The 26761-nt window shown below is 63.1% G+C and carries 24 protein-coding genes; 4 read left to right on the top strand and 20 right to left on the bottom strand.

Going from position 1 to position 26761, the window contains the following annotated elements; genetic code table 11:
* Positions 1-58: 58 nt before the first annotated feature.
* The 4 genes from fliK to HU751_RS25400 all read left to right on the top strand — a co-directional run bounded on the left by fliK (position 59) and on the right by HU751_RS25400 (position 7616).
* Entirely contained in the window at positions 59-1621 is a 1563-nt protein-coding gene (gene fliK / locus HU751_RS25415; protein ID WP_186735489.1) for a flagellar hook-length control protein FliK, read from the top strand.
* Positions 1618-1962, top strand: a complete 345-nt coding sequence (locus HU751_RS25410; RefSeq protein ID WP_186735487.1) for an EscU/YscU/HrcU family type III secretion system export apparatus switch protein — start codon at positions 1618-1620, stop codon at positions 1960-1962. Before fliK ends, HU751_RS25410 begins: the two co-directional genes overlap by 4 nt.
* Positions 1963-2082: 120 nt before the next feature.
* Positions 2083-4791: a dermonecrotic toxin domain-containing protein gene (locus HU751_RS25405; RefSeq protein ID WP_186735485.1), complete on the top strand. Its 2709-nt coding sequence runs from the start codon at positions 2083-2085 to the stop codon at positions 4789-4791.
* 116 nt (positions 4792-4907) lie between these two features.
* Positions 4908-7616, top strand: coding sequence for a dermonecrotic toxin domain-containing protein (locus HU751_RS25400; protein WP_186735483.1), 2709 nt, complete (start codon positions 4908-4910; stop codon positions 7614-7616).
* Positions 7617-7648: 32 nt separating this feature from the next.
* Here the strand turns inward: HU751_RS25400 and HU751_RS25395 are convergent, their stop codons facing one another.
* The 20 genes from HU751_RS25395 to fliN form a co-directional block, all read right to left on the bottom strand.
* Positions 7649-8044 carry a DUF2802 domain-containing protein gene (locus HU751_RS25395; protein ID WP_023630608.1) on the bottom strand — a complete coding sequence of 132 codons (396 nt, stop codon included), beginning with the start codon at positions 8042-8044 and terminating at the stop codon, positions 7649-7651.
* Between the two features lies 1 nt (position 8045).
* The gene (locus HU751_RS25390; RefSeq protein ID WP_003254393.1) at positions 8046-8525 is read right to left on the bottom strand and encodes a chemotaxis protein CheW; all 480 of its coding nucleotides are present in this window, start codon (positions 8523-8525) and stop codon (positions 8046-8048) included.
* A 67-nt stretch (positions 8526-8592) separates the two neighbouring features.
* A complete protein-coding gene (locus HU751_RS25385) occupies positions 8593-9513 on the bottom strand; it encodes a CheW domain-containing protein (protein WP_186735481.1) in 921 nt (306 codons plus the stop codon).
* Positions 9513-10301, bottom strand: coding sequence for a ParA family protein (locus HU751_RS25380; RefSeq protein ID WP_028691011.1), 789 nt, complete (start codon positions 10299-10301; stop codon positions 9513-9515). Before HU751_RS25380 ends, HU751_RS25385 begins: the two co-directional genes overlap by 1 nt.
* Before the next feature lie 78 nt (positions 10302-10379).
* Positions 10380-11237, bottom strand: a complete 858-nt coding sequence (motD, locus tag HU751_RS25375; RefSeq protein ID WP_186735479.1) for a flagellar motor protein MotD — start codon at positions 11235-11237, stop codon at positions 10380-10382.
* 3 nt (positions 11238-11240) lie between these two features.
* Complete coding sequence (locus HU751_RS25370; RefSeq protein WP_186735477.1) at positions 11241-11981, bottom strand: flagellar motor protein; 741 nt, start codon at positions 11979-11981, stop codon at positions 11241-11243.
* Positions 11981-13105: a protein-glutamate methylesterase/protein-glutamine glutaminase gene (locus HU751_RS25365; RefSeq protein WP_186735475.1), complete on the bottom strand. Its 1125-nt coding sequence runs from the start codon at positions 13103-13105 to the stop codon at positions 11981-11983. The genes HU751_RS25370 and HU751_RS25365 overlap by 1 nt, the downstream gene beginning before the upstream one ends.
* 45 nt (positions 13106-13150) lie before the next feature.
* A complete protein-coding gene (locus HU751_RS25360; RefSeq protein ID WP_186735473.1) occupies positions 13151-15379 on the bottom strand; it encodes a chemotaxis protein CheA in 2229 nt (742 codons plus the stop codon).
* Positions 15380-15391: 12 nt separating this feature from the next.
* Positions 15392-16180 carry a protein phosphatase CheZ gene (locus HU751_RS25355; RefSeq protein WP_186715311.1) on the bottom strand — a complete coding sequence of 263 codons (789 nt, stop codon included), beginning with the start codon at positions 16178-16180 and terminating at the stop codon, positions 15392-15394.
* Between the two features lie 19 nt (positions 16181-16199).
* Positions 16200-16574: a chemotaxis response regulator CheY gene (locus HU751_RS25350; protein ID WP_023630863.1), complete on the bottom strand. Its 375-nt coding sequence runs from the start codon at positions 16572-16574 to the stop codon at positions 16200-16202.
* A gap of 103 nt (positions 16575-16677) precedes the next feature.
* Complete coding sequence (gene fliA / locus HU751_RS25345) at positions 16678-17418, bottom strand: RNA polymerase sigma factor FliA (protein ID WP_050706656.1); 741 nt, start codon at positions 17416-17418, stop codon at positions 16678-16680.
* Positions 17415-18248, bottom strand: coding sequence for a flagellar synthesis regulator FleN (gene fleN / locus HU751_RS25340; RefSeq protein ID WP_016393812.1), 834 nt, complete (start codon positions 18246-18248; stop codon positions 17415-17417). The genes fliA and fleN overlap by 4 nt, the downstream gene beginning before the upstream one ends.
* 114 nt (positions 18249-18362) lie before the next feature.
* On the bottom strand, positions 18363-19676 hold the full coding sequence (gene flhF, locus HU751_RS25335) for a flagellar biosynthesis GTPase FlhF (RefSeq protein ID WP_186735471.1): 1314 nt from the start codon (positions 19674-19676) through the stop codon (positions 18363-18365).
* A gap of 11 nt (positions 19677-19687) precedes the next feature.
* Entirely contained in the window at positions 19688-21817 is a 2130-nt protein-coding gene (gene flhA, locus HU751_RS25330) for a flagellar biosynthesis protein FlhA (RefSeq protein WP_186735469.1), read from the bottom strand.
* A gap of 1019 nt (positions 21818-22836) precedes the next feature.
* A complete protein-coding gene (gene flhB / locus HU751_RS25325; protein WP_050706660.1) occupies positions 22837-23979 on the bottom strand; it encodes a flagellar biosynthesis protein FlhB in 1143 nt (380 codons plus the stop codon).
* Positions 23980-23981: 2 nt separating this feature from the next.
* Positions 23982-24758 (bottom strand): flagellar biosynthetic protein FliR, encoded by a 777-nt coding sequence (gene fliR, locus HU751_RS25320; RefSeq protein WP_186734742.1) that lies wholly within the window; start codon positions 24756-24758, stop codon positions 23982-23984.
* Positions 24759-24765: 7 nt separating this feature from the next.
* Entirely contained in the window at positions 24766-25035 is a 270-nt protein-coding gene (gene fliQ / locus HU751_RS25315) for a flagellar biosynthesis protein FliQ (protein WP_050706662.1), read from the bottom strand.
* Between the two features lie 21 nt (positions 25036-25056).
* Complete coding sequence (fliP, locus tag HU751_RS25310; protein WP_186714830.1) at positions 25057-25812, bottom strand: flagellar type III secretion system pore protein FliP; 756 nt, start codon at positions 25810-25812, stop codon at positions 25057-25059.
* Positions 25812-26258 (bottom strand): flagellar biosynthetic protein FliO, encoded by a 447-nt coding sequence (gene fliO / locus HU751_RS25305; RefSeq protein ID WP_050706664.1) that lies wholly within the window; start codon positions 26256-26258, stop codon positions 25812-25814. Before fliO ends, fliP begins: the two co-directional genes overlap by 1 nt.
* Positions 26259-26723, bottom strand: coding sequence for a flagellar motor switch protein FliN (gene fliN / locus HU751_RS25300; protein ID WP_050706705.1), 465 nt, complete (start codon positions 26721-26723; stop codon positions 26259-26261). It abuts the gene before it with no gap.
* Between the last annotated feature and the right edge of the window lie 38 nt (positions 26724-26761).

The raw sequence follows: 26761 nt of genomic DNA, 5'->3' as shown, positions 1-26761 counted from the left end.
ATTATTACACGCGTCACCGCGCTGCCAAGAGGCCGAGTTCGACAGGTTGTATACAATCATGACTGAAATCAATAGTCTCGGCGCACAAACCGTGCCAGGCCCCCAGGCGGCCAAGGCGGCCATGACCGGCGAGCTGCTGCGCCTGCTGCAACCGCAACCCGGCCTGCTGGCCCCGGGTGAGACGGCACGTGCCGAGGTCATGTCGATGCGCCAGGTCGGCGTGGATTTCCAGCTGTTGCTGCGTCTGACCCAGGGCAACGGCAACCAGACCCAGTTGCAGGCCAATACCAGCCAACCCCTGCCCCAGGGCAGCCAGGTCACGGTCACGCAGACTGAAAGCAACCGCCTGGCGGTCATGGTGCAGCAGGTCCACGCCAACAACATCACTACCCTCACCCGCCTGGACACCAGCCAGGTTCCAGTCGGCACACTGCTGCAAGGCAAGGTCCTGACCAGCCAGCCCCTGCCGCAGAACGCAGGCGAGATCGCCAGTTTCCGCTCGCTGGTAAGCCTGCTCAACAGCAGCCAGGCCGGCGCCACCCTGGCCATCGACAGCCCGAGGCCACTGCCCGTCGGCAGCCTGCTCAGCGCGCTGGTACAAGGTGACCAGTCGCTGCGCTTCGTTCCCTTGAGCGGCCGCCAGGATCAACTCGCCATTGCCCAGCAGCTGGTGACCCAGCAAGGCCGACAGGCCTCGCTGCCTGGCTTGCTCAATGCCCTGCAGCAGATCGCCACCTCCGGCGACGCTGGCACGCAACTGCGCGCCAGCGCCGAACGCCTGCTGGCCAGCCTGCCCGATGCCCGCCAACTGGGTGATGCGAAAAACCTGGCCCAGGCCCTGAACAACAGTGGCGCCTTCCTTGAAGCCAAGCTGCTGGGCGGCCTGGCAAGCGGCGTGGCGCCCGACCTGAAGACACAACTGGTCAGGCTGATCGCACAGTTGCCCAATCCCCCCACGGGACAGGCGCTCACGCCCGCACAGACCAGTACGTTGGCCCATGCCCTGCCTGGTTTCGCCCGCAGCGCGCTGGGCATGCTTGGCCAGGTCAGCCCGCGCCCGCAACCTGGAGCCTTCCCCCTGCCCTCGCGGCTGTTGCAAAACCTGGAAAACGAAGGCGACCTGCAGCAATTGCTGCGCCTGGCCGCCGCCGCCATCTCGCGCCTGCAGAGCCACGCACTGTCCAGCCTGCAGCAATCCGGACCACTGGAGAACGGCAACCAGCAGACCACCTGGCAGACCGAGATCCCCATCCGCCACGGCCAGGAGTTCATTCCCCTGCAGGTCAAGCTGCAGCGCGAGGAAACGCCGGAGCAGCAAGCGGATCGCGAACGTGAAGGGCGTGATCCGCTGGAGGCCATATGGCGGATCGAACTGGCCTTCGACCTGTCACCGCTCGGCCCGCTGCAGGTCCAGGCGCAACTGCTGCAAGGACGTCTGTCGGGACAGCTGTGGGCAGAGCAGGAACAGACCGCCCGCCTGATCGACAGTCAGCTCGGCACGCTGCGCGAGCGCCTGCTGGCCCGCGGCCTGGATGTCGGTGACCTGGAGTGCCACCCCGGCACGCCACCGCAAGGCCCACGCACACGCCTCGAACAACGCTGGGTGGATGAGACCGCATGACGCACAAGCAGCCACGCCAGGCCATTGCCCTGAGCTACGACGGCCAGCAGGCCCCGACCCTGAGCGCCAAGGGCGACGACGAACTGGCCGAGGCCATCCTCGCCCTGGCCCGCGAACATGAAGTGCCGATCTACGAGAACGCCGAACTGGTACGCCTGCTGGCCAGGCTGGAGCTAGGCGAGCAAATTCCCGAGGCGCTGTACCTGACCATCGCCGAGATCATCGCCTTCGCCTGGCAATTGCGCGGCAAAGTACCGGTGGGCTTCGACGACCAGCCTGCGCCGCCACGGGATATCACGCCCGAGCAGCTGTTCCTGCCGGCAGGCGTGGATACCCACTGAACCTGCGTGGCTACCCTCCTTGAGGGGCCATGCCATGCTTGCGCGATAATTCATTACCGCTCCCCGAGATAAGGGTTGAGTCACCGTTGCACCTGGTTTCCCACACAGGTCGACTCAACCATGCCTCAACCTTTCGTCAACAACCTGGGTGTACAGCTCGTCCGCGATCACCTGCAGGCCATTCCCCGCCCCGACAAACACGCGGCCCAAGCCATCCGTGACTGGGCCAAACGCCAGGGATCGGACCTGGATCCGGATCAGACCGACGTCGTCACCCTGCACTACCGAGGCCACCAGGCCGTCGTCGCCCAACGCCTGTCACTGACCGAGGCGGTGCTCTCGAACTGGCAAGGCGAGACCGACAAGAACCTGCTCGGCCAACTGCTCCCGGGCCACTGGTCCGGTACACTGCCATCCGGTCCGCTGCAGATCGTCGATCGACTGCCAGCTCGCGGACCGTGGGTGAACGGTGCCGATCACTCGGTGTTCAATGGCCTGTTTCGCCGGACCGGCAGCGGCCAATACGACAGCACGACGCATCTTGCCGTGGATGTCGAAGCCCTGCAGCGCTTCATCTGGAACCTGGATTTCCACACCCGCTTCACCGCCATGCTGGACGACTACTGGCAGCGCGCCCTGCATGGCCACCAGCTGTCCATGCGGATCAGCTTCATCACCGCCTGCAACAAGCAGGTGAGCGAAGGCTCCTTGAGCGATGGGGCACGCCAGCTGGCCTGGCAGGCTGCAGGCCTGGCCCCCCGGACGGTCGGCCTGCGAATCAGGCCACTGAACGTCTACGGCTACAGCGCCACCGATCTTCTATACATCACTGACAAGGCTCGGCCTTCTGTCCTGCTCTACCTGCCTGGCAACGCCTCACCCATCCACGAGTTCGCCAACATGGCAGCGCTTCAGGACTGGTTCGCCAAGCAGTGCCAAGACAGCGATAAACGCCAGCGCCTGCGCCAGCACTTCAGCTTGGACGACACACCCGATGGGTTGGACTTCAGTGGCCTGGACACTGCCCTCGAAGGCCTGGGCGCTTACCCAGGCATTCACTATCGTTCGGCAAACCGACCGGGATTTACCACCGACGGCCGTTGGCCCCCCAGGGACTACGTCAACTACCGTCCGGACAAATACAGCCCGAAGCTTGACGGCGACCTGTTCGAAGCCTTGAGTCTGCGCCAGCGCAAGCGCAGCTTTGCCGACGCCGACTTCACCATTACCAGCAACCAGGAAGTCACCAAGGCGCGCTGGCGCGGCTATGTGGTCAGCACAATCAATCTGCTGGCCCCCTTGGCCGTGGTGCTGCCGGAACTGGCACCGCTGCTAGCCCTCGGCGGCATTGCCCAGTTCGCGGCGGGAATCGATCAGGCAGTCAACGGCAAGTCACTCAACGACAAGGCCGAGGGCGTGACGAACATCGAGTTCGGGCTGATGAACGCAGCACCACTTGCCTTGCGGCCATTGGCGCGAGCGCGAGTGCTGTACCCCGCCAAAGGCAGGCGTTTTATCCTCCCCAGTCGGGTGAATGAACAACTGGGCTACCCATTGAGCCCGATCACGCCCCCGGCGCTGCCCGAACGCCAGCTGGTCGGTCTGTTCGGCTCGACAGTCCCCCCCTTGCCCGGCGGCGACACCGCCATCACCCAATGGCTGGCGCGCGTGCCGGTCTCTGCGGACTCGGAGGCGCAGCTTCAATCCGTGTTGAATGGCTACAACACACTGGTCCTCTACGACAGTGAACATGATGCTTTCATCCTCGAGTCCGAGGCGAACGAGATAAGGCCAACTTACTACCGGGTGTCGCCAGAAGGCCACGGACTTGTCGAGATGACCCCGAACGCCCACACAGTCACCGACCCGATGCGCATGAGCAGCCTGCGAGCCATGGGCGTGGATGTACAGCTGCCTTTGGAAATCCCGCCCTTCGAGGCACAGCTGCGCCAGCCGATTCCGCGCCAGATCTCGAGCATCTGGGTAGGCGACAAGGTGATCGCGCCCAAACTGTTGACCACGCTGGCACGCAACCAGCAGCGCCTGACAAACAGCCAGTATGCCTACAGGCTGTTCCTGTCCAACGCCAATGCCCAGGCCTTCAGCGAGAACCTGAGGCTACTGGCCGCACACGCACCGCATCTCGATGTGCTGACCCTGGAGGAGCAGCCGTTCTTCGCAAGGTTGCGCGACAGCAAATACTTCGAGCAGTATCAAGATGCCGTTGGCGGCGCAGGTGCAAATTTCTCCTCGGCATCCGACATCCTGCGCTATCCCCTGCTCGCTGAAGAAGGCGGTTTGTACCTGGACGTCGACGATACCTTGCTCGCCGACCCGGTTCATCCGGACAATCCCAACCGCGCCGCGATCGACTCGGTGACCCTGGCCACCACACCGGACAGCCTCATTTTAGGTGTCCCGATGAACAACGACGCCCTGGGGATGTACTGCCAGTACAACACCAACATGATCGCCAGCCATGCCGGCAACCCGACGCTACAGGCGATTTCGGACACCATGCACGAGCGCTACCTGGCCAACCGTGACTTCTACGGCAACAGGCCAGTAGTGAAGGGCCCCGAATTCGATGCCTATGCCTTGCGCCTGAGCCACATGACCGGGCCTGGCCTGCTGAACGATGTCATCGACCAGCGCTTGCCACGGCTGCGGGCATTACGACAGATCATCAACCTGCACGCCTTGCCGCAGCACAATGCGATGTACCTGGTAGCCCCCGTCGAGCAGCCCTTGCGTGAAGCCGCGACAGGCGACATACCGCTCAACCATGTAGCCGAAGTCGGCAACTACCACTCTTGGGCCAAGCCCTGATGCAGCCGGGGCGGCCTGACGGCCGCCTTTATCATCCTGGTGGTAAACATATACGTAAGCTTGGGTAATCGCCGTCGCTACCGTGGAGCCTCATTTATCCACGCGGATCGATTCCAATGGCTTCCACTTTTGTAAACAACGCGGGCGAACAGTTCATCCGCCGCCACCTGCAGAATATTCCCAGTCCTAACCTGTATGCCGCCAAGGCAATCCGTGAATGGGCTGAGCAGGAGCAGCATCAGCTTGACCCCGACCAGACCGACGTCGTCACCCTGCACTACCGGGGTAATCAGGCCATGGTTGCCCAGCGACTTTCGCTCACCCAGGCGGTGCTCTCGAACTGGCAAGGTGAAAACAACAAGGACCTGATCGGCCAGCTGTTCCCGGGTAACTGGGCAGGTACCTTGCCAGACGGCCCGCTGACCATGGTCAAGCATCTACCAGCGCTCGGACCGCTCGACAACAGCGCGCGTTTCTCTGTCTTCAACGGCATCTTCCGCAGGTCCACCCCGGCGCGCTACGACAGCACCACGCACCTGCCGGTCGATGTCGAGGCCATGCAGCAGTTCATCTGGAACCTGGACCTGCACGCCGGCTTCGTCACGATGCTGGACGAGTATTGGCAAAAGACCAGGAAAACCCATCCACAGTCTCTGCAGATAAGCTTTATCGCCGCCTGCAACAAACAGGTCCAGGAAGGCTCCTTGAGTGACGCTGGCCGTCAGTTGGCCTGGCAAGCGGCGGGACTCATGCCGAGAGCTTCCGGCCTGGAAATCAGGCCTTTGAATGTCTATGGCTACACCGCCACCGATATCATCCAGATTGCTGACCCAGCACATCAGCAAGTACTGCTGTACCTGCCAGGAAATTCATCACCCTTCCATGAGTTCGACGGCATGAACGCCCTGAAGGATTGGTTCGCGGAACAGTGCCGTGACAGCGAAAAACGCCAGCGCCTGCGTCAGTATTTCAAACTGGCCGACACCCCCGACGGCCTGGACTTCAGCGGGCTGGATACTGCACTTGATGGCCTTGGCACCTACCCGCACTTCCACACTCGCTCCCCCAACCGACCAGGCTTTACCGTCGATGGTCCTTGGCCGCCCAGGGATTACGTCAACTACAAGGCCCACAAGTACAGTCCGCTGATCGAAGGTGACTTGTTCGAAGCCCTCACGCTGCGCCAGCGCAAGCGCAGCTATGCCGATGCCGACTTTCTCATCATCAGTAAAACGCAAGTGACCAAGGCCCGCTGGCGTGACTACCTGGTGACCTCGATAAACCTGCTGGCGCCCCTGGCGCTGGTGGCTCCTGAACTCATACCGCTGCTGGCCGTCGGTGGCATCGCGCAGTTTGGCCTGGGGATCGACCAGGCAATCAACGGCAAGACGCTTGAGGACAAGGCTGACGGAGTGAGCAACATCGAGTTCGGCCTGCTCAATGCCGCGCCTTTGGCCCTGCGAGCAGCGACTCGCGTGCGCAGGCTCTTCACCGGAAGAAGTGTGGAGCTCGTCATGCCCCAGCGAGTGAATGATCAGGTGGGCTATCCCCTGAGCCCGATTGATCCGCCTCGGTTGCCCGCAGAGCAGGAGATGGAACCCTTTTTCTCCCTGCGCGTACCGGTAGCGCTTCCAGAAGATAGTTATTTATCCGAGTGGATCACCCGATTCCTTGATGGCGACGGCGTCAATCAAATGGAGGCTGTATTAGGGGAAGATCGGGTCGCAGTACTCTACGACAGTGAGCACGATGCCTTCATTGTCAAATCGGATAAAGCGAAGAGGCAGCCCACCTATTATCGAGTCATAGATCCGAATGATGGCCTGGTTGCAATCGAGGCACCGCCGCCGGCCACAGATGAGATGCGCATGGAAACATTGCGCGCGTTGGGAGTCGACTTGAGGCTACCCATCAAGATTCCCCAGGTCGCCCCCTCCGAGTGGAGTGACCTTCCCAAGAAGATTTTTAGTATCTGGGTTGGAGACAAAACTATCCCCCAAGACATGCTGGACAACCTCGCAAGCAATGTCGAAAGTTTGGCAGGGGATACCCGGTTCAGATATCGAATTTACCTTTCAAATGCCCATCCAGATGCATACCAGAGCAACCTTGCGAAACTTTCTGGATACCCAGATCAACTACAGGTGGTAACGCTGGAAGAAGAAGCCTTCTACACGGACTTCAAAAACACTGAGTATTTCGAACAATACGATCTGGCCCTCACCAAGAAACACTACGCTTCAGCTAGCGATGTACTTCGATACCCACTCCTCAAAATTGAAGGCGGATACTACATTGACCTTGATGACACCTTGATCATTGACAAGGAATTTCCGGGCAATAGAGCGTTGATCACCAGAGTTCCCCTCAAGGCGACTCCCGATGGTCTGCTGCTGAGCTCCCCAACGAACTATGACCTCCTGGAAATGCATTGTGACTACAACAACACCCCCATCGGAAGCCATGCAGGCAATGACACCCTGGATATAATCTCTGAAGCGATGCGCGAACGCTTCATTGATGAGTCGACGTTCTATGACAGCAGACCACTCAAAGGCGAGTCCGGCTTCGATGCATACACCAAGAAATTGAGCAGGATGACTGGACCTCGCCTGCTCAACGATGTGATTGACAATGCGGACAATGTGGACCTGTCCAGGCTGCGTATCATGCGACACATCGTAAAACTGAAATCACTCCCTCAGAAAGATGGAAATTTCCTTCTGACGGACTCACTTCCTGCCACTATAGACATCGAGAGCCACGAACTGGCGCTGCGTAACGCAGTGAAGATCGGTGACCTCCATTCCTGGCATAACGCCTGAAAATAGCCGGGCGAATTGCGTCGCCCGGTTCATCACTCGCCGCGGTGCAGCTTGCTCATCAACTGCGCCTCGGCCTGGGTCAACCCGCAGGTCTGGGTCAGCTCCTCGACGCTCGCGCCCATCCCCACCAGCTTGGCGGCCTGGGCGAAGGTGACGCTGTTGGGGTCGCGCTGCTCCAGTTGCTGCAGCTTCTCGGGCAACGGCGCAACCACCGCGCGCAGTTCATGGATCGCCTCGCCCATGCGCACGGTGCCGTTCTGATAGTCGTCCAGGCGCTTGGCCAGGTCCTTGATGCGCTGGTCACGCAGCGCATCGCCCTGGGCCTGCTGGGCGGCCAGCTCGCGCTGGCGCTTGCTGTAGTTGAGGAAGAACCACAGGCTCAGCGCCCAGAGCAGCGCCAGGAAGATGACAGCAACCTCGAAGATCAACTCAGATGTTCTCCAGCTCGGACCACTCTTCCTCGGTCATCATCTTGTCCAGCTCGACCAGGATCAGCAGCTCGCCGTTCTTGTTGCAGACGCCCTGGATGAACTTGGCCGACTCTTCGTTGCCGACATTAGGCGCGGTCTCGATCTCCGACTGACGCAGGTAGACCACTTCGGCGACGCTGTCGACGAGGATGCCGACTACTTGCTTGTCCGCCTCGATGATGACGATGCGGGTGTTGTCGGTGACTTCAGTCGGCATCAGGCCGAAGCGCTGGCGGGTGTCGATCACCGTCACCACGTTGCCGCGCAGGTTGATGATGCCCAGGACGTAGCTGGGTGCGCCCGGAACCGGGGCGATCTCGGTGTAGCGCAGGACTTCCTGCACCTGCATGACGTTGATACCGTAGGACTCGTTGTCCAGACGGAAGGTTACCCACTGCAGGATCGGATCTTCGGAACCTTGTGCAGACGACTTTTTCATTCCCCTAGCCCTCAAAATCCGCCATCGGCGGTGTGCTCTGTGTTGCCGCGGCAGTAGCGGCGTTGATTCAGTTGTGTTTGGTGTTCAGCTGCTTGACCGCGCCACTGGCGATCAGCTCGGCCAGTGCGGCGACATCGAGCAGCGCACACATGTGTTCGATCACCGTGCCGGCCAGCCACGGGCGTTGGCCGCGCTGGCTACGCCACTTGATCTCGTTCGGGTCAAGGCGCAGCGAGCGGCTGACCTGGTGCACGGCCAACCCCCACTCATAACCCTGCACGGAAATCACGTATTGCAGGCCCTGGCGGAAATCGTCGCGGTAGCGGTCCGGCATCACCCAGCGCGCCGTGTCGAGCACCTTGAGGTTGCCCGCCTGGCAGGTGAGGATGCCGAGGAACCAGTCCGGCTGGCCGAACAGTGGTGTCAGCTCCTGGCCGGCCAGGGTGTAGATCGAACCCAGGCATACCAGCGGTACTGCCAGGGTCAGCCCGGCGACATCGAACAACAGGCATTCGAACGGCTCGGCGGCCCAATCCGGACGGCCATCGACGCTGGCCGGCGGCGTTGGCGCGGCGGGTGCCGCCGGCACATGCAGTTCCACCAGCGGCGCCACGGGTTCGATGATCTGGGTTTCACTCAGGACCGGAATGCTGGCTTCGGCCAGCACCTCGGTCTCGACCACGGCGACCACCGGTTCCACCACCGGCGTGGCAGGCGGCAGCACGGTCGGCAGGACCTTCGCCTGCGGCTCGGCAAAGGGCCGCGCCGCAGGCAGGGCCGGGGCCACCTGGCGCTGGGCGTCACGAGCCTGTTCCTCGCGGACCGCGGCTTCGAAGTCATCGCCTGGGGCCTGCTCGACAGGCTCCTCGACGGGTGCCTCCAGCTCCGCCGGCAGCTCGAACGACTCGGTGGCCTCCTGGAGCAGCCCATCGAGGTAGGACTGCAAGGCCATCTGTGGCTTGGTGGTGATCTGCCGTGCCTGGTTCATCACGCCACCTGCAATGCGGAGCGGTAGGTGAGCAGGTGCTTGAGCAGCGCCCGGTAGGCCACCACGCCACGGCTCTTGCCGTCGAACTGCGAAGGCGTGACGCCGTTGCGGCTGGCGTCACGCAGGCGCGTGTCCACCGGAATGTAGCCCTGCCAGACCTGGTCGCCATAGGTGTCGCGCAGCACCTTCAAGGTGCCCAGCGACGCCTGGGTCCGGCGGTCGAACAGGGTTGGCACGATCTGGTAGGGCAGCGCTTGCTTGCGCGAGCGGTTGATCATGCCCAGGGTGCTGACCATGCGCTCCAGGCCCTTGACCGCAAGGAACTCGGTCTGCACCGGGATCACCAGCTGCTGGCTGGCGGCCAGGGCGTTGACCATCAGCACGCCCAGCAAGGGCGGGCTGTCGATCAGGGCAAAGTCGAAATCCTGCCACAGCTGCGCCAGACTCTTGGCGATCACCAGGCCCAGGCCACTCTGCCCCGGCGACTGGCGCTCCAGCACCGCCAGCGCGGTGCTCGAAGGCAGCAGCGAAATACGCTCGTCGCTGGTCGGCAGCAGCAACTGGCCCGGCAAGCCCTCGGGCACCGTGCCCTTGTGCAGGAACAGGTCGTAGCAGCTGTGCTCGAGCGCATCGGGGTTGTGCCCGAAGTAGCTGGTCATCGAGCCGTGCGGGTCGAGGTCGACCACGACCACGCGCTTGCCCGCCTCGGCCAGCAGGCCGGCCAGGGCGATGGTGGTGGTGGTCTTGCCGACGCCACCTTTTTGATTGGCTACTGCCCAGACTCTCATCGTGCGTTGCTTCCTCCCGGTATGGCCGCCTGCCCTGCCGGGAACGGTGTGAAATTCAGTGACGGGGATTTGACGAAATCAGCCCCCGGTCGACGGTGCTGGCGAGGCTGGTGCACTTTGTGTGCCAGCCCGGCGCATCGCCGCATCCGGGGTGGCATTGGCGCTGCCGCTGCCGGTCAGGCTGCGACGCACCTCCAGGTTGCGCGAGATCACCAGCACCACCCGACGGTTGCGCGCACGCCCGTCGGCGGTGTCGTTGCTGGCCACCGGCTGGTACTCGCCATAGCCCACCGAGGCCATGCGCCCCGGGCTGACCCCTTCCATGGCCAGCAGCCGGACGATGCTCGCCGCCCGCGCCGACGACAGCTCCCAGTTGGTCGGGTACTGGGCGGTGCGGATCGGCAGGTTGTCGGTGAAGCCCTCGACGTGCACCGGGTTGGCGAACGGCCTGAGGATCTTCGCCACCTTCTCGATGATCTCGAAGGCGACATCGCTGGGCATGGCGTCGGCGCTGGCGAACAGCAGCGAGGAGTTGAGCTCGATCTCCACCCACAGTTCGTTGCCACGCACGGTCATCTGGTTGGACTTGATCAGGTCGCCGAAGGCGTCGCGGACATCGTCGGTGATGGTCTTGAGCGGATCGACGCTGGTCTGCGCCAGGCCCGCGTCGGTCTGCTCGCTGTCCTTGATCAGCGGCTCGGCGGGCTTGACGCTCAGTGGCCGCTCGTCACCGATGGGGATCGGCTTCATGCTGCGTTCGGGGTCATTGAAGACCCCGATCAGCGCCTGGGAAATCTGCTTGTACTTGCCCTCGTTGATCGACGAGATCGAGTACATGACCACGAAGAAGGCGAACAGCAGGGTGATGAAGTCGGCATACGAGACCAGCCAGCGCTCGTGGTTCTCGTGCTCTTCGATCTTGCGACGACGGGCCATGGCTTACTCCATGAAGCCTTGCAGCTTCAGCTCGATCGAGCGCGGGTTCTCGCCTTCGGCGATCGACAGCAGGCCCTCGAGCAACATCTCGCGGTAGCGCGATTGGCGCAGGGTGATGGCCTTGAGCTTGTTGGCGACCGGCAGCAGGATCAGGTTGGCGCTGGCCACGCCGTAGATGGTGGCGACGAAGGCCACGGCAATGCCGTTGCCCAGCTGCGACGGATCGGCCAGGTTGCCCATCACGTGGATCAGGCCCATCACCGCACCGATGATGCCGATGGTCGGCGCGTAGCCGCCCATGCTCTCGAACACCTTGGCAGCCTGTATGTCGCGGGCTTCCTGGGTCAGGAAGTCGACTTCAAGGATGCTGCGGATGGCTTCCGGCTCGGCGCCGTCGACCAGCAGTTGCAGGCCTTTGCGCGCGTAGGGATCGGGCTCGGCGTCGGCGACGCCTTCCAGGCCCAGCAGGCCTTCCTTGCGTGCGGTCAGGCTCCAGTTCACCACCCGGTCGATGCCACCGGGCAGGTCCACCCGCGGCGGGAAGAAGATCCAGCGCACGATCTGCAGCGCGCGCTTGAACGACGACAGTGGCGACTGCAACAGCGCCGCCGCCAGGGTGCCGCCCAGCACGATCAATGCCGCCGGGCCGTTGATCAGCGCACCGACGTGGCCGCCCTCGAGGAAGTTGCCGCCGACAATGGCGACAAAGGCGAGGATCAGGCCGATAAGGCTCAACACATCCATCAGACGCAGGCCTCGACCAGGTGCTTGCCGATCTCGTCAAGGCTGTACACGGCATCGGCCAGGTTGGCCTTGACGATGGCCATGGGCATGCCATAGATCACACAGCTGGCTTCATCCTGTGCCCATACGGTGCTGCCGCCCTGCTTGAGCAGGCGCGCGCCTTCGCGACCGTCGGCGCCCATGCCGGTGAGCACCACCGAGAGCACCTTGTCGCCATAGGACTTGGCGGCGGAACCGAAGGTGATATCGACGCAGGGCTTGTAGTTCAGGCGCTCGTCGCCCGGCAGGATCTTCACCGTGCCACGGCCGTCGACCATCATCTGCTTGCCACCCGGGGCCAGCAGGGCCAGGCCCGGACGCAGCACGTCACCGTCCTCGGCTTCCTTGACGCTGATCTTGCACAGCTTGTCCAGGCGCTCGGCGAAGGCCTTGGTGAAGGCCGCCGGCATGTGCTGGATCAGCACGATCGGCGCCGGGAATCCGGCGGGCAGCTGGGTCAGCACCCGCTGCAGCGCCACCGGACCACCGGTGGAGGTGCCGATGGCGACCAGCTTGTACGGCTTGCGCTTGGGCGCTGGCGAATGCGCGGCAGCCGGTGCCGCGGCACGGACCGGGGCGGCCGTGCGCGCAGGGGCAGTGCTGGCGAAGCTGCTGGCCGGCGCATGGCTGCTGGCCGGGGCCGGCGTGGCAGCCGGCGCCGGGCTGGAATAGGCGCTGAAACGGCGGTTGCTGCGCGAGATAGTGTGGACCTTCTCGCAAAGCATCTGCTTGACCTTTTCCGGGTTGCGCGAGATGTCCTCGAAGTTCTTCGGCAGGTAGTCGACCGCACCGGCGTCCAGGGCGTCGAGGGTGACGCGGGCGCCTTCGTGGGTCAGCGAGGAGAACATCAGCACCGGCGTCGGGCAGCGCTGCATGATGTGCCGCACTGCGGTGATGCCGTCCATCATGGGCATTTCATAGTCCATGGTGATGACATCGGGCTTGAGCGCCAGCGCCTGGTCGATCGCTTCCTTGCCGTTGGTCGCGGTACCCACGACCTGGATCGTCGGGTCCGCCGAGAGAATTTCCGAGACACGGCGGCGGAAGAAACCGGAATCATCCACCACCAGGACCTTGACTGCCATAAACACTCCATTAGGCGGCGCACCCGCCAGGGCGCGCCACCGAAATCAAATACGCCGGGCGGCGTAACGCTTGAGCATGCTCGGGACGTCGAGGATCAGCGCGATCCGGCCGTCACCGGTGATGGTCGCGCCGGACATGCCCGGGGTGCCCTGCAGCATCTTGCCCAGTGGCTTGATCACCACCTCCTCCTGGCCGACCAGCTGGTCGACGACGAAGCCGATGCGCTGGGTGCCGACCGACAGGATCACCACATGGCCTTCGTGCTGCTCCTCGTGCTCGTGGTCCTGGACCAGCCAGCGCTTGAGGTAGAACAGCGGCAGCGCCTTGTCGCGCACGATCACCACTTCCTGGCCGTCGACCACGTTGGTGCGCGACAGGTCGAGGTGGAAGATCTCGTTGACGTTGACCAGCGGGAAGGCGAACGCCTGGTTGCCCAGCATCACCATCAGGGTTGGCATGATCGCCAGGGTCAGCGGCACCTTGATGACGATCTTCGACCCCTGGCCCTTGGCCGAGAAGATATTGATCGAGCCGTTGAGCTGGGAAATCTTGGTCTTCACCACGTCCATGCCGACGCCGCGGCCGGACACGTCGGAGATCTCGGTCTTGGTCGAGAAGCCCGGGGCGAAGATCAGGTTGTAGCAGTCCGACTCGCTCAGGCGATCGGCCGCGTCCTTGTCCATCAGGCCCTTTTCCACCGCCTTGGCGCGCAGGATGCTCGGGTCCATGCCCTTGCCGTCGTCGGAGATCGACAACAGGATGTGGTCGCCCTCCTGCTCGGCGGACAGCACCACCCGGCCCATGCGCGACTTGCCGGAGGCTTCGCGCTCGTCGGGCATCTCGACGCCATGGTCGACGGCGTTGCGCACCAAGTGCACCAACGGGTCGGCCAGGGCCTCGACCAGGTTCTTGTCGAGGTCGGTCTCTTCACCGACCAGCTCGAGGTTGATCTCTTTCTTGAGCTGGCGGGCCAGGTCGCGAACCAGGCGCGGGAAGCGGCCGAAGACTTTCTTGATCGGCTGCATGCGGGTCTTCATGACCGCGGTCTGCAGGTCGGCGGTGACCACGTCGAGGTTGGACACGGCCTTGGACATGGCCTCGTCGCCGCTGTTGAGCCCCAGGCGCACCAGGCGGTTACGCACCAGCACCAGTTCGCCGACCATGTTCATGATCTCGTCCAGGCGCGCGGTATCGACCCGCACGGTGGTTTCTGCCTCGCTGGCGCCGTGCTTCTCGGCGGCCGGCGCCGGGGCGCGGGCCGGAGCGGCAGGCTTGGCGGCAGCTGGAGCAGGAGCAGGAGCTGCAGCAGGCGCGGGGGCCGGCTTGGCAACTGGCTTGACCTCGGCCTTGGCCGCGACAGGTGCGGCAACGGCAGCGGCAGGTGCTTCGGCGGTGACTGCGTCACCGGAGAACTTGCCCTTGCCGTGCAACTGGTCGAGCAGCGCCTCGAATTCGTGTTCGCTGATGCTCTCATCGCCCGCAGCGGGTGCGGCACTGGCCGCTGGCGCAGCGGCGCCTGGCAGTGCGTCGACGGCGAAGGTGCCTTTGCCGTGCAACTGGTCGAGCAGCGATTCGAACTCATCGTCGGTGATCTCGTCGCTGGCCGGAGCGGCTGCCGCAGGCGCGCTGACGGCGGCATCGGCCGAGAACTGGCCCTTGCCGTGTAGCTGGTCGAGCAGCGACTCGAACTCGGCATCGGTGATCTCGTCACCGCCACCGCTAATTTCTTCACCCTGCAGTTGCTCATGAGCCTGGGCTTCAGCCTTGACCGCATCGAGCGAGTCAAGCAGTTGCTCGAACTCGGTATCGGTGATGTCGGGCTCGGCAGCCGCGGTTTCCACCACGGGCGCCGCCTCGACCACCGGGGCCGGGGCTTCGGCGCCACCGGGCTCGGCCAGACGCGACAACGCAGCCAGCAGTTCCGGCGTGGCCGGCGTGACATCGGTACGCTCGCGCACCTGGCCAAACATGCTGTTGACCGTGTCGAGGGCCTCGAGCACCACGTCCATCAGTTCCGCGTCAACCCGGCGCTCACCTTTGCGCAGGATGTCGAACACGTTCTCGGCAATGTGGCAGCACTCCACCAACTCATTGAGCTGAAGGAAGCCGGCGCCCCCTTTTACAGTGTGGAAACCGCGGAAAATCGCGTTGAGCAGGTCCGCGTCATCAGGCCGGCTTTCCAGCTCGACCAATTGCTCGGACAGTTGCTCGAGGATTTCGCCGGCTTCTACCAGGAAATCCTGAAGGATTTCTTCATCGGCGCCGAAGCTCATTAAACGTGCTCCTTAAAAACCCAGGCTGGACAACAGATCGTCGACATCGTCCTGGCTGGACACGACGTCTTCACGCTTATCGGCATGAATCTGCGGACCTTCACCCCGAGTCGGATGTTTTTCTTGATCTTTTTCAGCGCGCAGCTGCTGGTGGTCATGTTCGATCCCGGCAAAGCGGTCGACCTGGCTTGCCATCAGCACGAGCTTGAGCAGATTGCTTTCGACTTCGGTGACCAGCGTGGTCACCCGTTTGATCACCTGGCCGGTGAGATCCTGATAATCCTGGGCCAGGACGATATCGTTGAGATGGCCGGCGACCTTCTGGTTACCTTCGGCGCTGTGCGCCAGGAAACTGTCCACACGCTTGACCAGCTCACGGAATTCCGGCGCTGCCACCTCGCGGCGCATGAAGCGCTGCCAGTCGGCGGACAGGCTCTGGGCCTCGGCGGCGAGGTCGTTGAGCACCGGGGTGCACGCCTCCGCCAGGTCCATGGTGCGGTTGGCCGCACCTTCGGTGAGGCGAACCACATAGGAGAGGCGTTCGGCGGCGTCGGTAATCTGCGACACTTCCTCGGCCTGCGGCATGGACGGGTCGATCTGGAAGTTGACGATTGCACTGTGCAGTTCACGGGTGAGCTTGCCAACCTCCTGGTACAGCCCGCGGTCGCGGGTCTGGTTCAGTTGGTGGATCAGCTGCACCGCATCACCGAAGCGGCCGCGCTCGAGGCTCTCGACCAGCTCCTGGGCATGCTTCTTCAGGGTTGATTCGAACTCACCCAAAGAGTTGTTGGTTGACTCCATTGCGCCCCCCAGACGTGACTCAGCCGTTGACGCGTTCGAAGATCTTCTCGATCTTTTCTTTCAGCGCCAGGGCGGTGAAAGGCTTGACCACATAGCCGTTTACGCCGGCCTGGGCAGCTTCGATGATCTGCTCGCGCTTGGCTTCGGCGGTGACCATCAACACCGGCAGGTGCTTCAGGCGCTCGTCGGCGCGAACCGCGCGAAGCAGGTCGATACCGGTCATGCCCGGCATGTTCCAGTCGGTCACCAGGAAGTCAAAGTGCTCACTGGTGAGCATCGGCAGTGCCGTGTTGCCGTCATCGGCTTCCTTGACGTTGGTGAAACCCAGATCACGCAACAGGTTCTTGATGATCCGCCGCATCGTCGAAAAGTCGTCAACGATGAGGATTTTCATGTCTTTGTTCAATTAGACCTCCAAGCAGTCTTAAACGCGCTCGGCGCCGAGCGCGCACTCAATCAATTCGGCACCACAAAAAACGACTGCATCGAACCTTGGCTCAACGCGCCCGCCATTCACCCAGGCGACTGCGCAGACGTGCCGCGCACTGGCTGTGCAACTGGCTGACACGCGATTCGCTGACCCCCAGCACCTCACCGATTTCCTTGAGGTTCAGCTCTTCGTCGTAGTACAGCGCCAGGACCAGGCGCTCGCGTTCCGGCAGGTTGGCGATCGCTTCGGCCAATGCGGCCTGGAAGCGTTCGTCCTCCAGGTCCCGCGCCGGCTCCAGCTGGTTGCTGGCGCCATCCTCGTGCAGCCCCTCATGTTCGCCGTCCTGCAGCAGGTCGTCGAAACTGAACAGGCGGCTGCCCAGGGTGTCGTTCAGAATCCCGTAGTAATCATCGAGACTCAATTGGAGTTCGGCAGCAACCTCGTGATCTTTAGCGTCGCGCCCCGTCTTTGCTTCAACGCAGCGAATCGCGTCACTGACCATGCGCGTGTTGCGGTGCACCGAGCGTGGCGCCCAGTCCCCCTTGCGCACCTCGTCGAGCATGGCGCCGCGGATGCGGATGCCGGCATAGGTCTCGAAACTGGCGCCCTTGCTGGCGTCGTACTTGTTGGCCACTTCCAGCAGGCCGATCATCCCGGCCTGGATCAGGTCCTCGACCTGGACGTTGGCCGGCAGCCGCGCCAGCAGGTGGTAGGCGATACGCTTGACCAGTGGCGCGTAGCGTTCGATCAGCTCGTACTGAGCGTCCTTGGCGGCCTTGCTGTACATCTTGAAACCACTCGCGTTCATAACACCGGCCCTGCACTGGTGGGCTGCACCAGGCGCTCGACGAAGAATTCCAGGTGCCCGCGCGGGTTTGCAGGCAACGGCCAGCTGTCGACCTTCTGCGCGATGGCCTTGAACGCCAGCGCGCACTTGGAGCGAGGGAAGGCCTCGTAGACCGCCCGCTGCTTCTGCACGGCCTTGCGCACACACTCGTCGTACGGCACGGCGCCAACGTATTGTAGGGCGACGTCAAGGAAGCGATCGGTGACCTTGGTCAACTTGGCGAACAGGTTGCGCCCTTCCTGCGGGCTCTGGGCCATGTTGGCCAGCACGCGGAACCGATTCATCCCGTAGTCGCGGTTGAGCAGCTTGATCAGGGCGTAGGCGTCGGTGATCGAAGTGGGCTCGTCGCACACCACCAGCAACACTTCCTGGGCGGCGCGGACAAAGCTGACCACCGAGTCACCAATACCCGCAGCGGTGTCGATCACCAGCACGTCAAGGTTGTCGCCGATCTCGCTGAAGGCCTGGATCAGGCCGGCGTGCTGGGCGGGCGCCAGGTGCACCATGCTCTGGGTGCCGGAAGCTGCCGGGACGATGCGCACGCCGCCGGGACCCTGCAGCAGCACATCGCGCAGCTCGCAGCGACCCTCGATGACGTCGGCCAGGGTGCGCTTGGGCGTGAGCCCCAGCAGAACGTCGACATTGGCCAGGCCCAGGTCGGCGTCCAGCAACATGACCCGGCGGCCGAGCTCGGCCAGTGCCAGGGACAGGTTCACTGAAACGTTAGTCTTGCCGACGCCACCTTTGCCACCGGTCACGGCGATCACCTGTACGGGATGCATGCTACCCATGTCTGTTCTTTACCTTGTCTCGCTTGGACCCAGGCCACATGAGGGGCTGAACGTTCAAGGCCACGGTCCGGCCGGGCAACCCCATGATGTAGGTACTTTGCACAGTATTCACCCTCAACCCGCACGCTTGCCAGGGTTGTGGTAGAGATCAGCGAACATGTCGGCCATGGCCTCGTCGCTGGGCTCGTCCTGCAACTGCACGCTGACCGCGCGACTCACCAGCTGGTGCTTGCGCGGCAGTTGCAGGTCGTCAGGAATGCGCGGCCCATCGGTCAGATAGGCCACCGGCAGTTCATGACTGATGGCAAGGCTCAGCACTTCGCCGAGGCATGCCGTTTCATCGAGCTTGGTCAGGATGCAACCGGCCAGGCCGCAGCGCTTGTAGCTGTGGTAGGCGGCGGTGAGCACCTGCTTCTGGCTGGTGGTTGCCAGCACCAGGTAATTCTTGGCGGCAATACCGCGCCCGGCCAGGGTCTCGAGCTGCATGCGCAGCGCCGGGTCGCTGGCCTGCAGGCCGGCGGTATCGATCAGCACCACGCGCTTGCGCAGCAGCGGTTCCAGCGCCTGGGCCAGCGACTCGCCCGGGTCGACGTAGGTGACCGGCACGTTGAGGATGCGCCCCAGGGTCTTGAGCTGCTCCTGGGCGCCGATGCGGAAGCTGTCCATGCTGACCAGCGCCAGGTTGTTCGCGCCGTACTTGAGCACATAGCGGGCAGCCAGCTTGGCCAGGGTGGTGGTCTTGCCCATGCCGGCCGGGCCGACCATGGCGATGACCCCGCCCTCCTCGATCGGTTCGATCTCGGGGATGTCAATCATCCGCGCCAGGTGCGCCAGGACCATGCGCCAGGCATGACGCGGGTCTTCGATTTCGGCAGTGAGGTCGAGCAGCTCGCGGGCCAGGCCACCGGACAGGCCGAGGCGCTGCAGTCGGCGCCAGAGGTTGGCCTGCTGTGGCTTGCTGCCCTGCAGCTGGCTCCAGGCGAGCGAGCCGAGCTGGACTTCCAGCAGCTCGCGCAGGCCGGTCAGCTCGGAGCGCATGGCATCGAACAGACGCGGATCGACGGGAGCCGCTGCCGGCACAGCCGCGACCACCGGCTCATCGACGTGCGGTTCGATCAACGGCTCGGACGCAGTCAGCGACTGGCCGGCAAACAATTGCCGGTTGCCGCCTTCGACGGCATCACCGCGCCCGGTCAGTTCGGCCTGGGCGGTGACGATGCGCGACTGCGTCTTGCGCAGCTCGTCCTCGAGCTCCGCATTGGGCACGCGTGGGGCCAGGGCGGACAGCTTGTAGTCCAGCGCGGCCGTCAGTTCGACACCGCCAGCGATGCGGCGGTTGCCGATGATGGCGGCGTCGGAGCCGAGCTCATCCCGGACCAGCTTCATGGCCTGACGCATATCGGCGGCGAAAAAACGCTTAACTTGCATAACCCACTACCTCAGCCGTTGGGGCCCACGGTGGCAACAATGGTGACTTGCTTGTTGTCAGGTATTTCCTGATACGCCAAAACATGCAAATTCGGTACAGCCAGGCGACCGAAGCGCGACAGCATGGCGCGGATCGGGCCGGCGACCAGGAGGATGGCCGGCTGACCCTGCATTTCCTGACGCTGGGCCGCCTCGATCAGCGAGCGCTGAAGCTTCTCGGCCATGCTCGGCTCAAGAAGAACACCATCTTCCTGACCCTGCCCGGCCCTTTGCAAACTATTGAGCAAGATCTGTTCCAACCTTGGCTCCAAGGTAATCACAGGCAGCTCGGACTCAACGCCGACAATGCTTTGCACGATGGCGCGGGACAATCCGACGCGCACCAGCGCCACCAGCGCGGCGGTATCTTGACTCTTAGCTGGGTTGTTGGCGATGGCTTCGGCAATGCTGCGGATGTCACGCACCGGTACCTGCTCGGCGAGCAGCGCCTGCAGGACCTTGAGCAGGCCCGACAAGGAAATGACACCCGGCACCACCTCCTCGGCCAGCTTCGGCGAGACCTTGGCCAGCACCTGCAGCAGTTGCACCACCTCCTCGTGCCCGATCAGCTCGTGGCAGTGCTTCTGCAGGATCTGGTTGAGGTGGGTGGCGACCACGGTGCTGGCATCAACCACCGTGTAGCCCAACGATTGCGCCTGGGCGCGCTGGCCGACATCGATCCACACGGCTTCCAGGCCGAAGGCAGGATCGCGCGAGGCGATACCATTGACCGAGCCGAACACCTGGCCCGGGTTGATCGCCAGCTCCCGATCCGGGTAGATCTCGGCCTCGGCCAGGATCACCCCCATCAGCGTCAGGCGGTAGGCACTGGGCTGCAGGTCGAGGTTGTCGCGGATGTGCACGGTCGGCATGAGGAAGCCCAGGTCCTGGGAGAGCTTCTTGCGCACACCCTTGATCCGCGCCAGCAACTGGCCACCCTGGTTGCGATCCACCAGCGGAATCAGGCGATAGCCGACCTCAAGGCCGATCATGTCGATGGGCGTGACGTCGTCCCAGCCCAGCTCCTTGGTGTCCATGGCGCGCTGCGGCGACGGCAGCAGGTCCTGCTGGCGCTGGGCCTCCTGCTCAGCCACGACCTTGGCCTTCTGCTGCTTCTTCCACACCAGGTAGGCGCCACCGCAAGCCAACCCGCCCAGGCTGAGGAAGGCGATGTGCGGCATGCCGGGCACCAGGCCCATGACGATCATCAACGCGCCGGAGACCGCCAGGGCCTTGGGCGAGTCGAACATCTGGCGGTTGATCAGCTTGCCCATGTCCTCGGACCCCGAGGCGCGGGTAACCATGATCGCGGCGGCGGTGGACAGCAGCAACGATGGCAATTGCGCCACCAATCCGTCACCGATGGTCAGCAGGGCGTAGACCTTGCCAGCGTCGCCGAAGGTCATGCCGTGCTGCAGCATGCCGATCAGCATGCCGCCGATGAGGTTGATGAACAGGATCAGCAGGCCGGCGATGGCGTCACCGCGGACGAACTTGCTGGCACCGTCCATGGAGCCGTAGAACTCGGCTTCCTGGGCGACCTCGGCGCGGCGCGACTTGGCCTGGGCCTGGTCGATCAGGCCAGCGTTGAGGTCGGCGTCGATGGCCATCTGCTTGCCGGGCATGGCGTCAAGGGTGAAGCGCGCGCTCACCTCGGAGATACGCCCGGCACCCTTGGTCACCACGACGAAGTTGATGATCATGAGGATGGCGAACACCACCGCACCGACGACATAGTTGCCGCCGATCACCACTTCACCGAAGGCCTGGATCACCTTGCCCGCGGCGCCGTGGCCTTCCTGGCCGTGGAGCATGACCACGCGGGTGGAGGCGACGTTCAGCGCCAGGCGCAGGAGCGTTGCCACCAGCAGGATGGTGGGGAACGCGGCGAAGTCCAACGGGCGCAGGGCGTAGACGCAGACCAGCAGGACCACGATCGACAGGGCGATGTTGAAGGTGAAGAACACGTCGAGCAGGAACGGCGGGATCGGCAACATCATCATTGCCAGCATCACCAGCAGGAGCAGCGGCACGCCGAGGTTGCCCCGGCCGAGACCGGCCAGGTTGTTGCGGGCGTTGCTGATTAACTGAGTGCGATCCACCGCGATTCCTCTTCAAGCAAAACTTTGACGCCTGTGTGGCGGCTGGCGCTGCCTTTGCAAGAAGCTTTCCAACTTTTCTGGGGGTGGGGGTTTTCGGGGGCTCGGGTTCGGGTTCGGGTTCGGGTTCGGGTTCGGGTTCGGGTTCAAGGATTACTGTTTTGATTTTTTTATGCGCATTCATTGGCGATGGTGACGCATAGTCACCTTTCCGCCCTTACGGCGGGTCCCTTTTTGAAGGATCAAAAAGGAACCAAAAAATCCTCGCTCCATTCATCCGGCCCCTGCGCTTCGCTCCGGGTCCCCTCGCTCCGTTCTTGCTCCCGTGGGTACCGCGCTGTACGGCCCATCCTGGGCCGCAGCGCTCGACGGCCATCCATGGCCGTCGCCCCACTACGCAAGAACTCCGCTCGGCCTCCTGAAGTCGCAATTGGCGGCGCCTGGACTATCGCGCGCTTAGAAGCAAGAGCAAGAGCAAGAGCAAGAGCAAGAGCAAGAGCAAGAGCAAGAGCAAGAAATCTAAGTTAGTTGTTTGACAGTTAATTATGTATTTGGCTGTTCCGACCCTTTCGCGGGGCAAGCCCGCTCCTACAGAGATCTATATAACGACGACTATTGCGTGGGAGCGGGCTTGCCCCGCGATACGATCGAGAGATCAACTAAGCCTTCAACTAGCGACAGCTGCGCCAGTCCAGGCGCCGCTCGTAACTTCGCGACTTCAGGAGGCCGAACGGAGGTCTTGCGGAGGGAGGTGACGGGCATGGATGCCCGTCAAGCGCTGGGGCCCAGGATGGGCCCTGCAGCGCGGTCCTCCCGGGAGCAAGGCCGGAGTGAGGGAACCCCGGAGCGAAGCGCAGGGGCCGGATGAATGGAGCGAGGATTTTTTGGTGACTTTTTGATCCTTCAAAAAGTTACCCGCCGTAAGGGCGGAAAGGTGAATAAGCGTCGACATCACAAATGAATGTACATACAACTTTCAACACAACCGCAACCAAACCAAACCAAACCAAACCAAACCAAACTCAACTATCCCGCCGCAAATCATCAGGAATCGGCAAGTCCTCTTTCAAAGGCTCCGGCGCCTTCCCCTTGCCCGCCCGATACTGCCGAATCTGGAACACATAGGCCAACACCTGCGCCACCGCCAGGTACAACCCCGCCGGAATCTCCTGCTCCATCTCGGTAGAGTAATAGATCGCCCGCGCCAGGGCCGGCGACTCAAGTATCTGCACGTTATGCTCGACCCCGATCTCCCGCATCTTCAAGGCGACAAAATCGGTCCCCTTGGCCACCAGCAGCGGCGCCGAGCCCCCCTTCTCGGGGTCATACTGCAAGGCCACGGCATAGTGAGTCGGGTTGGTAATGATCACATCCGCATCCGGCACCGCCGCCATCATCCGGCGTTGCGACGCCTCGCGCTGCAGCTGGCGAATACGTTGCTTGACCTCGGGCTTGCCCTCGCTGTCCTTGTACTCGTCCTTCACTTCCTGCTTGGTCATCTTCATTTTCTTGTGGGTCTGCCACAGCTGGAACGGCACATCGGCCGCAGCAATCAGCAACAACCCAGCCGCCATCCACAACGCGCTCCAACCCACCACCTGCACCGAATGGATGATCGCCTGCTCGAGCGGTTCGTTGGCAATCGCCAGCAGCGCCTGGCGATCCCCAGCCAACACCACCAGCGCCACGATCAGGATCACGAAGAACTTGGCCAGCGCCTTGAGCAGCTCGGTCAGCGCATTCATCGAAAACATGCGCTTGATCCCCGACAAAGGGTTCATGCGACTGAACTTGGGCTGCAGCAGGCTTCCGGAAAACAGGAAGCCGCCCAACGCGATCGGGCCGACGAATGCGATCACGAACAGCAGGATCAGCACCGGCTGCACCGCCCAGATGGCCATCTTGCCCGAGGCCAGCAGGAACGCCGCCATGCTCCCCTCGTCCACCACCACCTCGCGGGTTAGGCTGAAGTTCATGCGCATCAGCGCCATCAATTCTTCGGCCAGGTGCCCACCAAAGGCCAGCAGCCCCCCGGCGCCAGCCAGGGTCACCGCCACAGTGTTCAATTCCTTGGAGCGGGCGACCTCACCTTTTTCCCGCGCGTCGCGCTTGCGCTTGTCGGTGGGTTCCTCTGTCTTGTCCTGACCGCTTTCGCTTTCCGCCATGTTCAGCGCGCCCGTGCCAGCTCACGCAGCCACTGCAGCGCTTCGCTGGCCAGTGCCTGGTAGTGTGAAAGGATATCGGCCAGGCCGATCCAGAAGATCACCATGCCCAGCACCAGCGTAAGCGGGAAACCAATGGAGAAGATGTTCAATTGCGGGGCCGCGCGGGTCATCACGCCAAACGCAATATTGACCACCAGCAGCGAGGCGATCGCCGGCAGGATCAGCAGCAACCCGGCCCCCAGCACCCAGCTCATGCGCCCGGCCATTTCCCAGAAATGATCGACCACCAGCGCGTGCCCCACCGGCAACGTGGTGAAACTCTCGGTAAGGATCTCGAACGCGACCAGGTGGCCATTCATCAGCAGGAACAACATGCTCACCAGCATGGTCATGAACTGACCGATAACCGCGACGTTGACGCCGTTCGCTGGATCGACCATGGAGGCGAAGGCCATGCCCATCTGCACCGCGACGATCTGCCCCGCGACCACGAAAGCCTGGAACAGCAACTGCAAGGAGAATCCGAACAACGCCCCGACAATCACCTGCTCGGCGCACAGCAGCACGCCGCGCAGGCTCAACGGATCGATTTCAGGCAGCGGCGGCAGGGCCGGCACGATCACCACGGTAATGGCAATAGCGACGTACAAGCGTATCCGGGCCGACAGCATCTTGGTGCCGATGATCGGCATGGTCATCAGCAAGGCGGTCACCCGGAACAACGGCAGGATGAAGGTGGCGACCCAGGTGCCGATCTGCGTGTCGGTCAATTCCAGCATCGTGGCGTCAACCGACCAGCTGCGGAATGCTGGTGTAGAGGCCGATGAAATACTCCATGAACTTCTGCGTCAGCCACGGACCGACGACGATCAACGTGACCAGCATCACCAGCAGGCGCGGGAGAAAGCTCAGGGTCTGTTCGTTGATCTGCGTCGCCGCCTGGAACATGGCCACCACCAGGCCCACCAGCAGGCTCGGCACCACCAGGATGGCGACCATCATGGTGGTCATCCACAACGCTTCGCGGAACAGGTCGATGGCGACTTCGGGTGTCATGCGAGGCTCTCCTTGACGGCGTCAGACACCGCCGAAACTTCCGGCCAGGGTGCCCATGATCAGCGCCCAGCCATCGACCAGGACGAACAGCATGATCTTGAACGGCAGCGAGATGATCAACGGCGACAGCATCATCATACCCATGGCCATCAGCACGCTGGCGACCACCATGTCGATGATCAGGAACGGGATGAAGATCATGAAGCCGATCTGGAATGCGGTCTTGAGCTCGGAGGTGACGAACGCCGGCACCAGGATCGTCAGTGGCACCTGGTCGGGCCCGGCGATGTCGGTGCGCTTGGACAGGCGCATGAACAGGTCGAGATCGCTCTGCCGGGTCTGTGCCAGCATGAAGTCCTTCAACGGCACCTGGGCCTTGTCGATCGCCTGCTGGGCGGTCATCTGCTCGGCCAGGTAGGGCTGCAAGGCGTCCTTGTTCACCCGATCGAACACCGGCGCCATGATGAACATGGTCAGGAACAGCGCCATGCCGGTAAGCAACTGGTTCGAAGGGGTCTGTTGCAGGCCAAGGGCCTGACGCAGGATCGAGAAGACAATGATGATGCGGGTGAAGCTGGTCATCAGGATGACGAACGCTGGAATGAAGCTCAGCGCCGTCATGATCAGCAGGATCTGCAGGCTGACCGAATACTCCTGCTGCCCGTCCGCCCCACTGGACAGGGTGATGGCCGGAATCGACAACGGATCGGCGGCCAGGGCCAGCGGCGCGGCCAGCAGCAGCGCCAGGGTCAACAGAAAGCGCACTGCGCCGCTCATCACTTCTTGTCCTTCTGGTCCTTGCCCATCAGCTCGAGCAGCCGCTGGGCGAATTCCGGCGTGGCCTGGCGCGCCGAGGCGGGCACATCCACGGGTTCGGCCAGCACGTGCAGGGCCTCGATGCTGCCGGGGGTATGGCCGATCAGGATCTGCTCCTTGCCGACCTGCACCAGCAGCAGCCGATCACGCGGACCGATGGCCCGGGTGCCGATGACCTCGATCACCTGGGCGCCCTGCTGCGCGCTGCCCTGCATGCGTCGCAGCAGCCAGGCCAGGAAGAAGATCAGCCCCACCACCAACAGCAGGCCGATCACCGTTTGCGCCAGCTGCGCGCCCAATCCACCGGGCGCCGCCGTCGATGCAGCAGCAGGCTCGGCGGCGGCGATCACCGCCTCGCTGACCAGCAATGCCCCGACAGCCGTGATGCCCCGAACCATGCCCTTCACTCAGCGCAGCTTCTTGATACGTTCGCTGGGGCTGATCACGTCGGTCAGGCGGATGCCGAACTTCTCGTTGACCACCACCACCTCGCCATGGGCGATCAGCGTGCCGTTGACCAGCACGTCCAGCGGCTCACCGGCCAGGCGGTCGAGCTCGATGACCGAGCCCTGGTTGAGCTGCAGCAGGTTGCGGATGCTGATCTCGGTGCTGCCCACTTCCATGGAAATGCTCACCGGGATATCCAGGATCACGTCCAGATTGGGGCCTTCGAGGCTGACATGCTCGTTGGGCTTGGGCGAGCTGGCGAACTCTTCCATTGGCAGGCGGCCGGCGCCGGCCGAAGCGGCGTCGGCGGCCAGCAGCGCGTCGATGTCGGACTGACCGGCATCACCGGTCTCTTCCAGGGCGGCAGCCCACTCATCGGCCAGGGCCTGTTCCTCGGGAGAGTTGATCTCGTTTTCGTTAGCCATGATTTCCTCGACAGGCATTCAATACGTTGGAGCGACCG

Source organism: Pseudomonas peradeniyensis (genome assembly GCF_014268935.2).
Lineage (GTDB): Bacteria > Pseudomonadota > Gammaproteobacteria > Pseudomonadales > Pseudomonadaceae > Aquipseudomonas > Aquipseudomonas peradeniyensis.
Note: the sequence above shows the minus strand (reverse complement) of the source record. Positions and strands in the feature narration are given on the sequence as shown.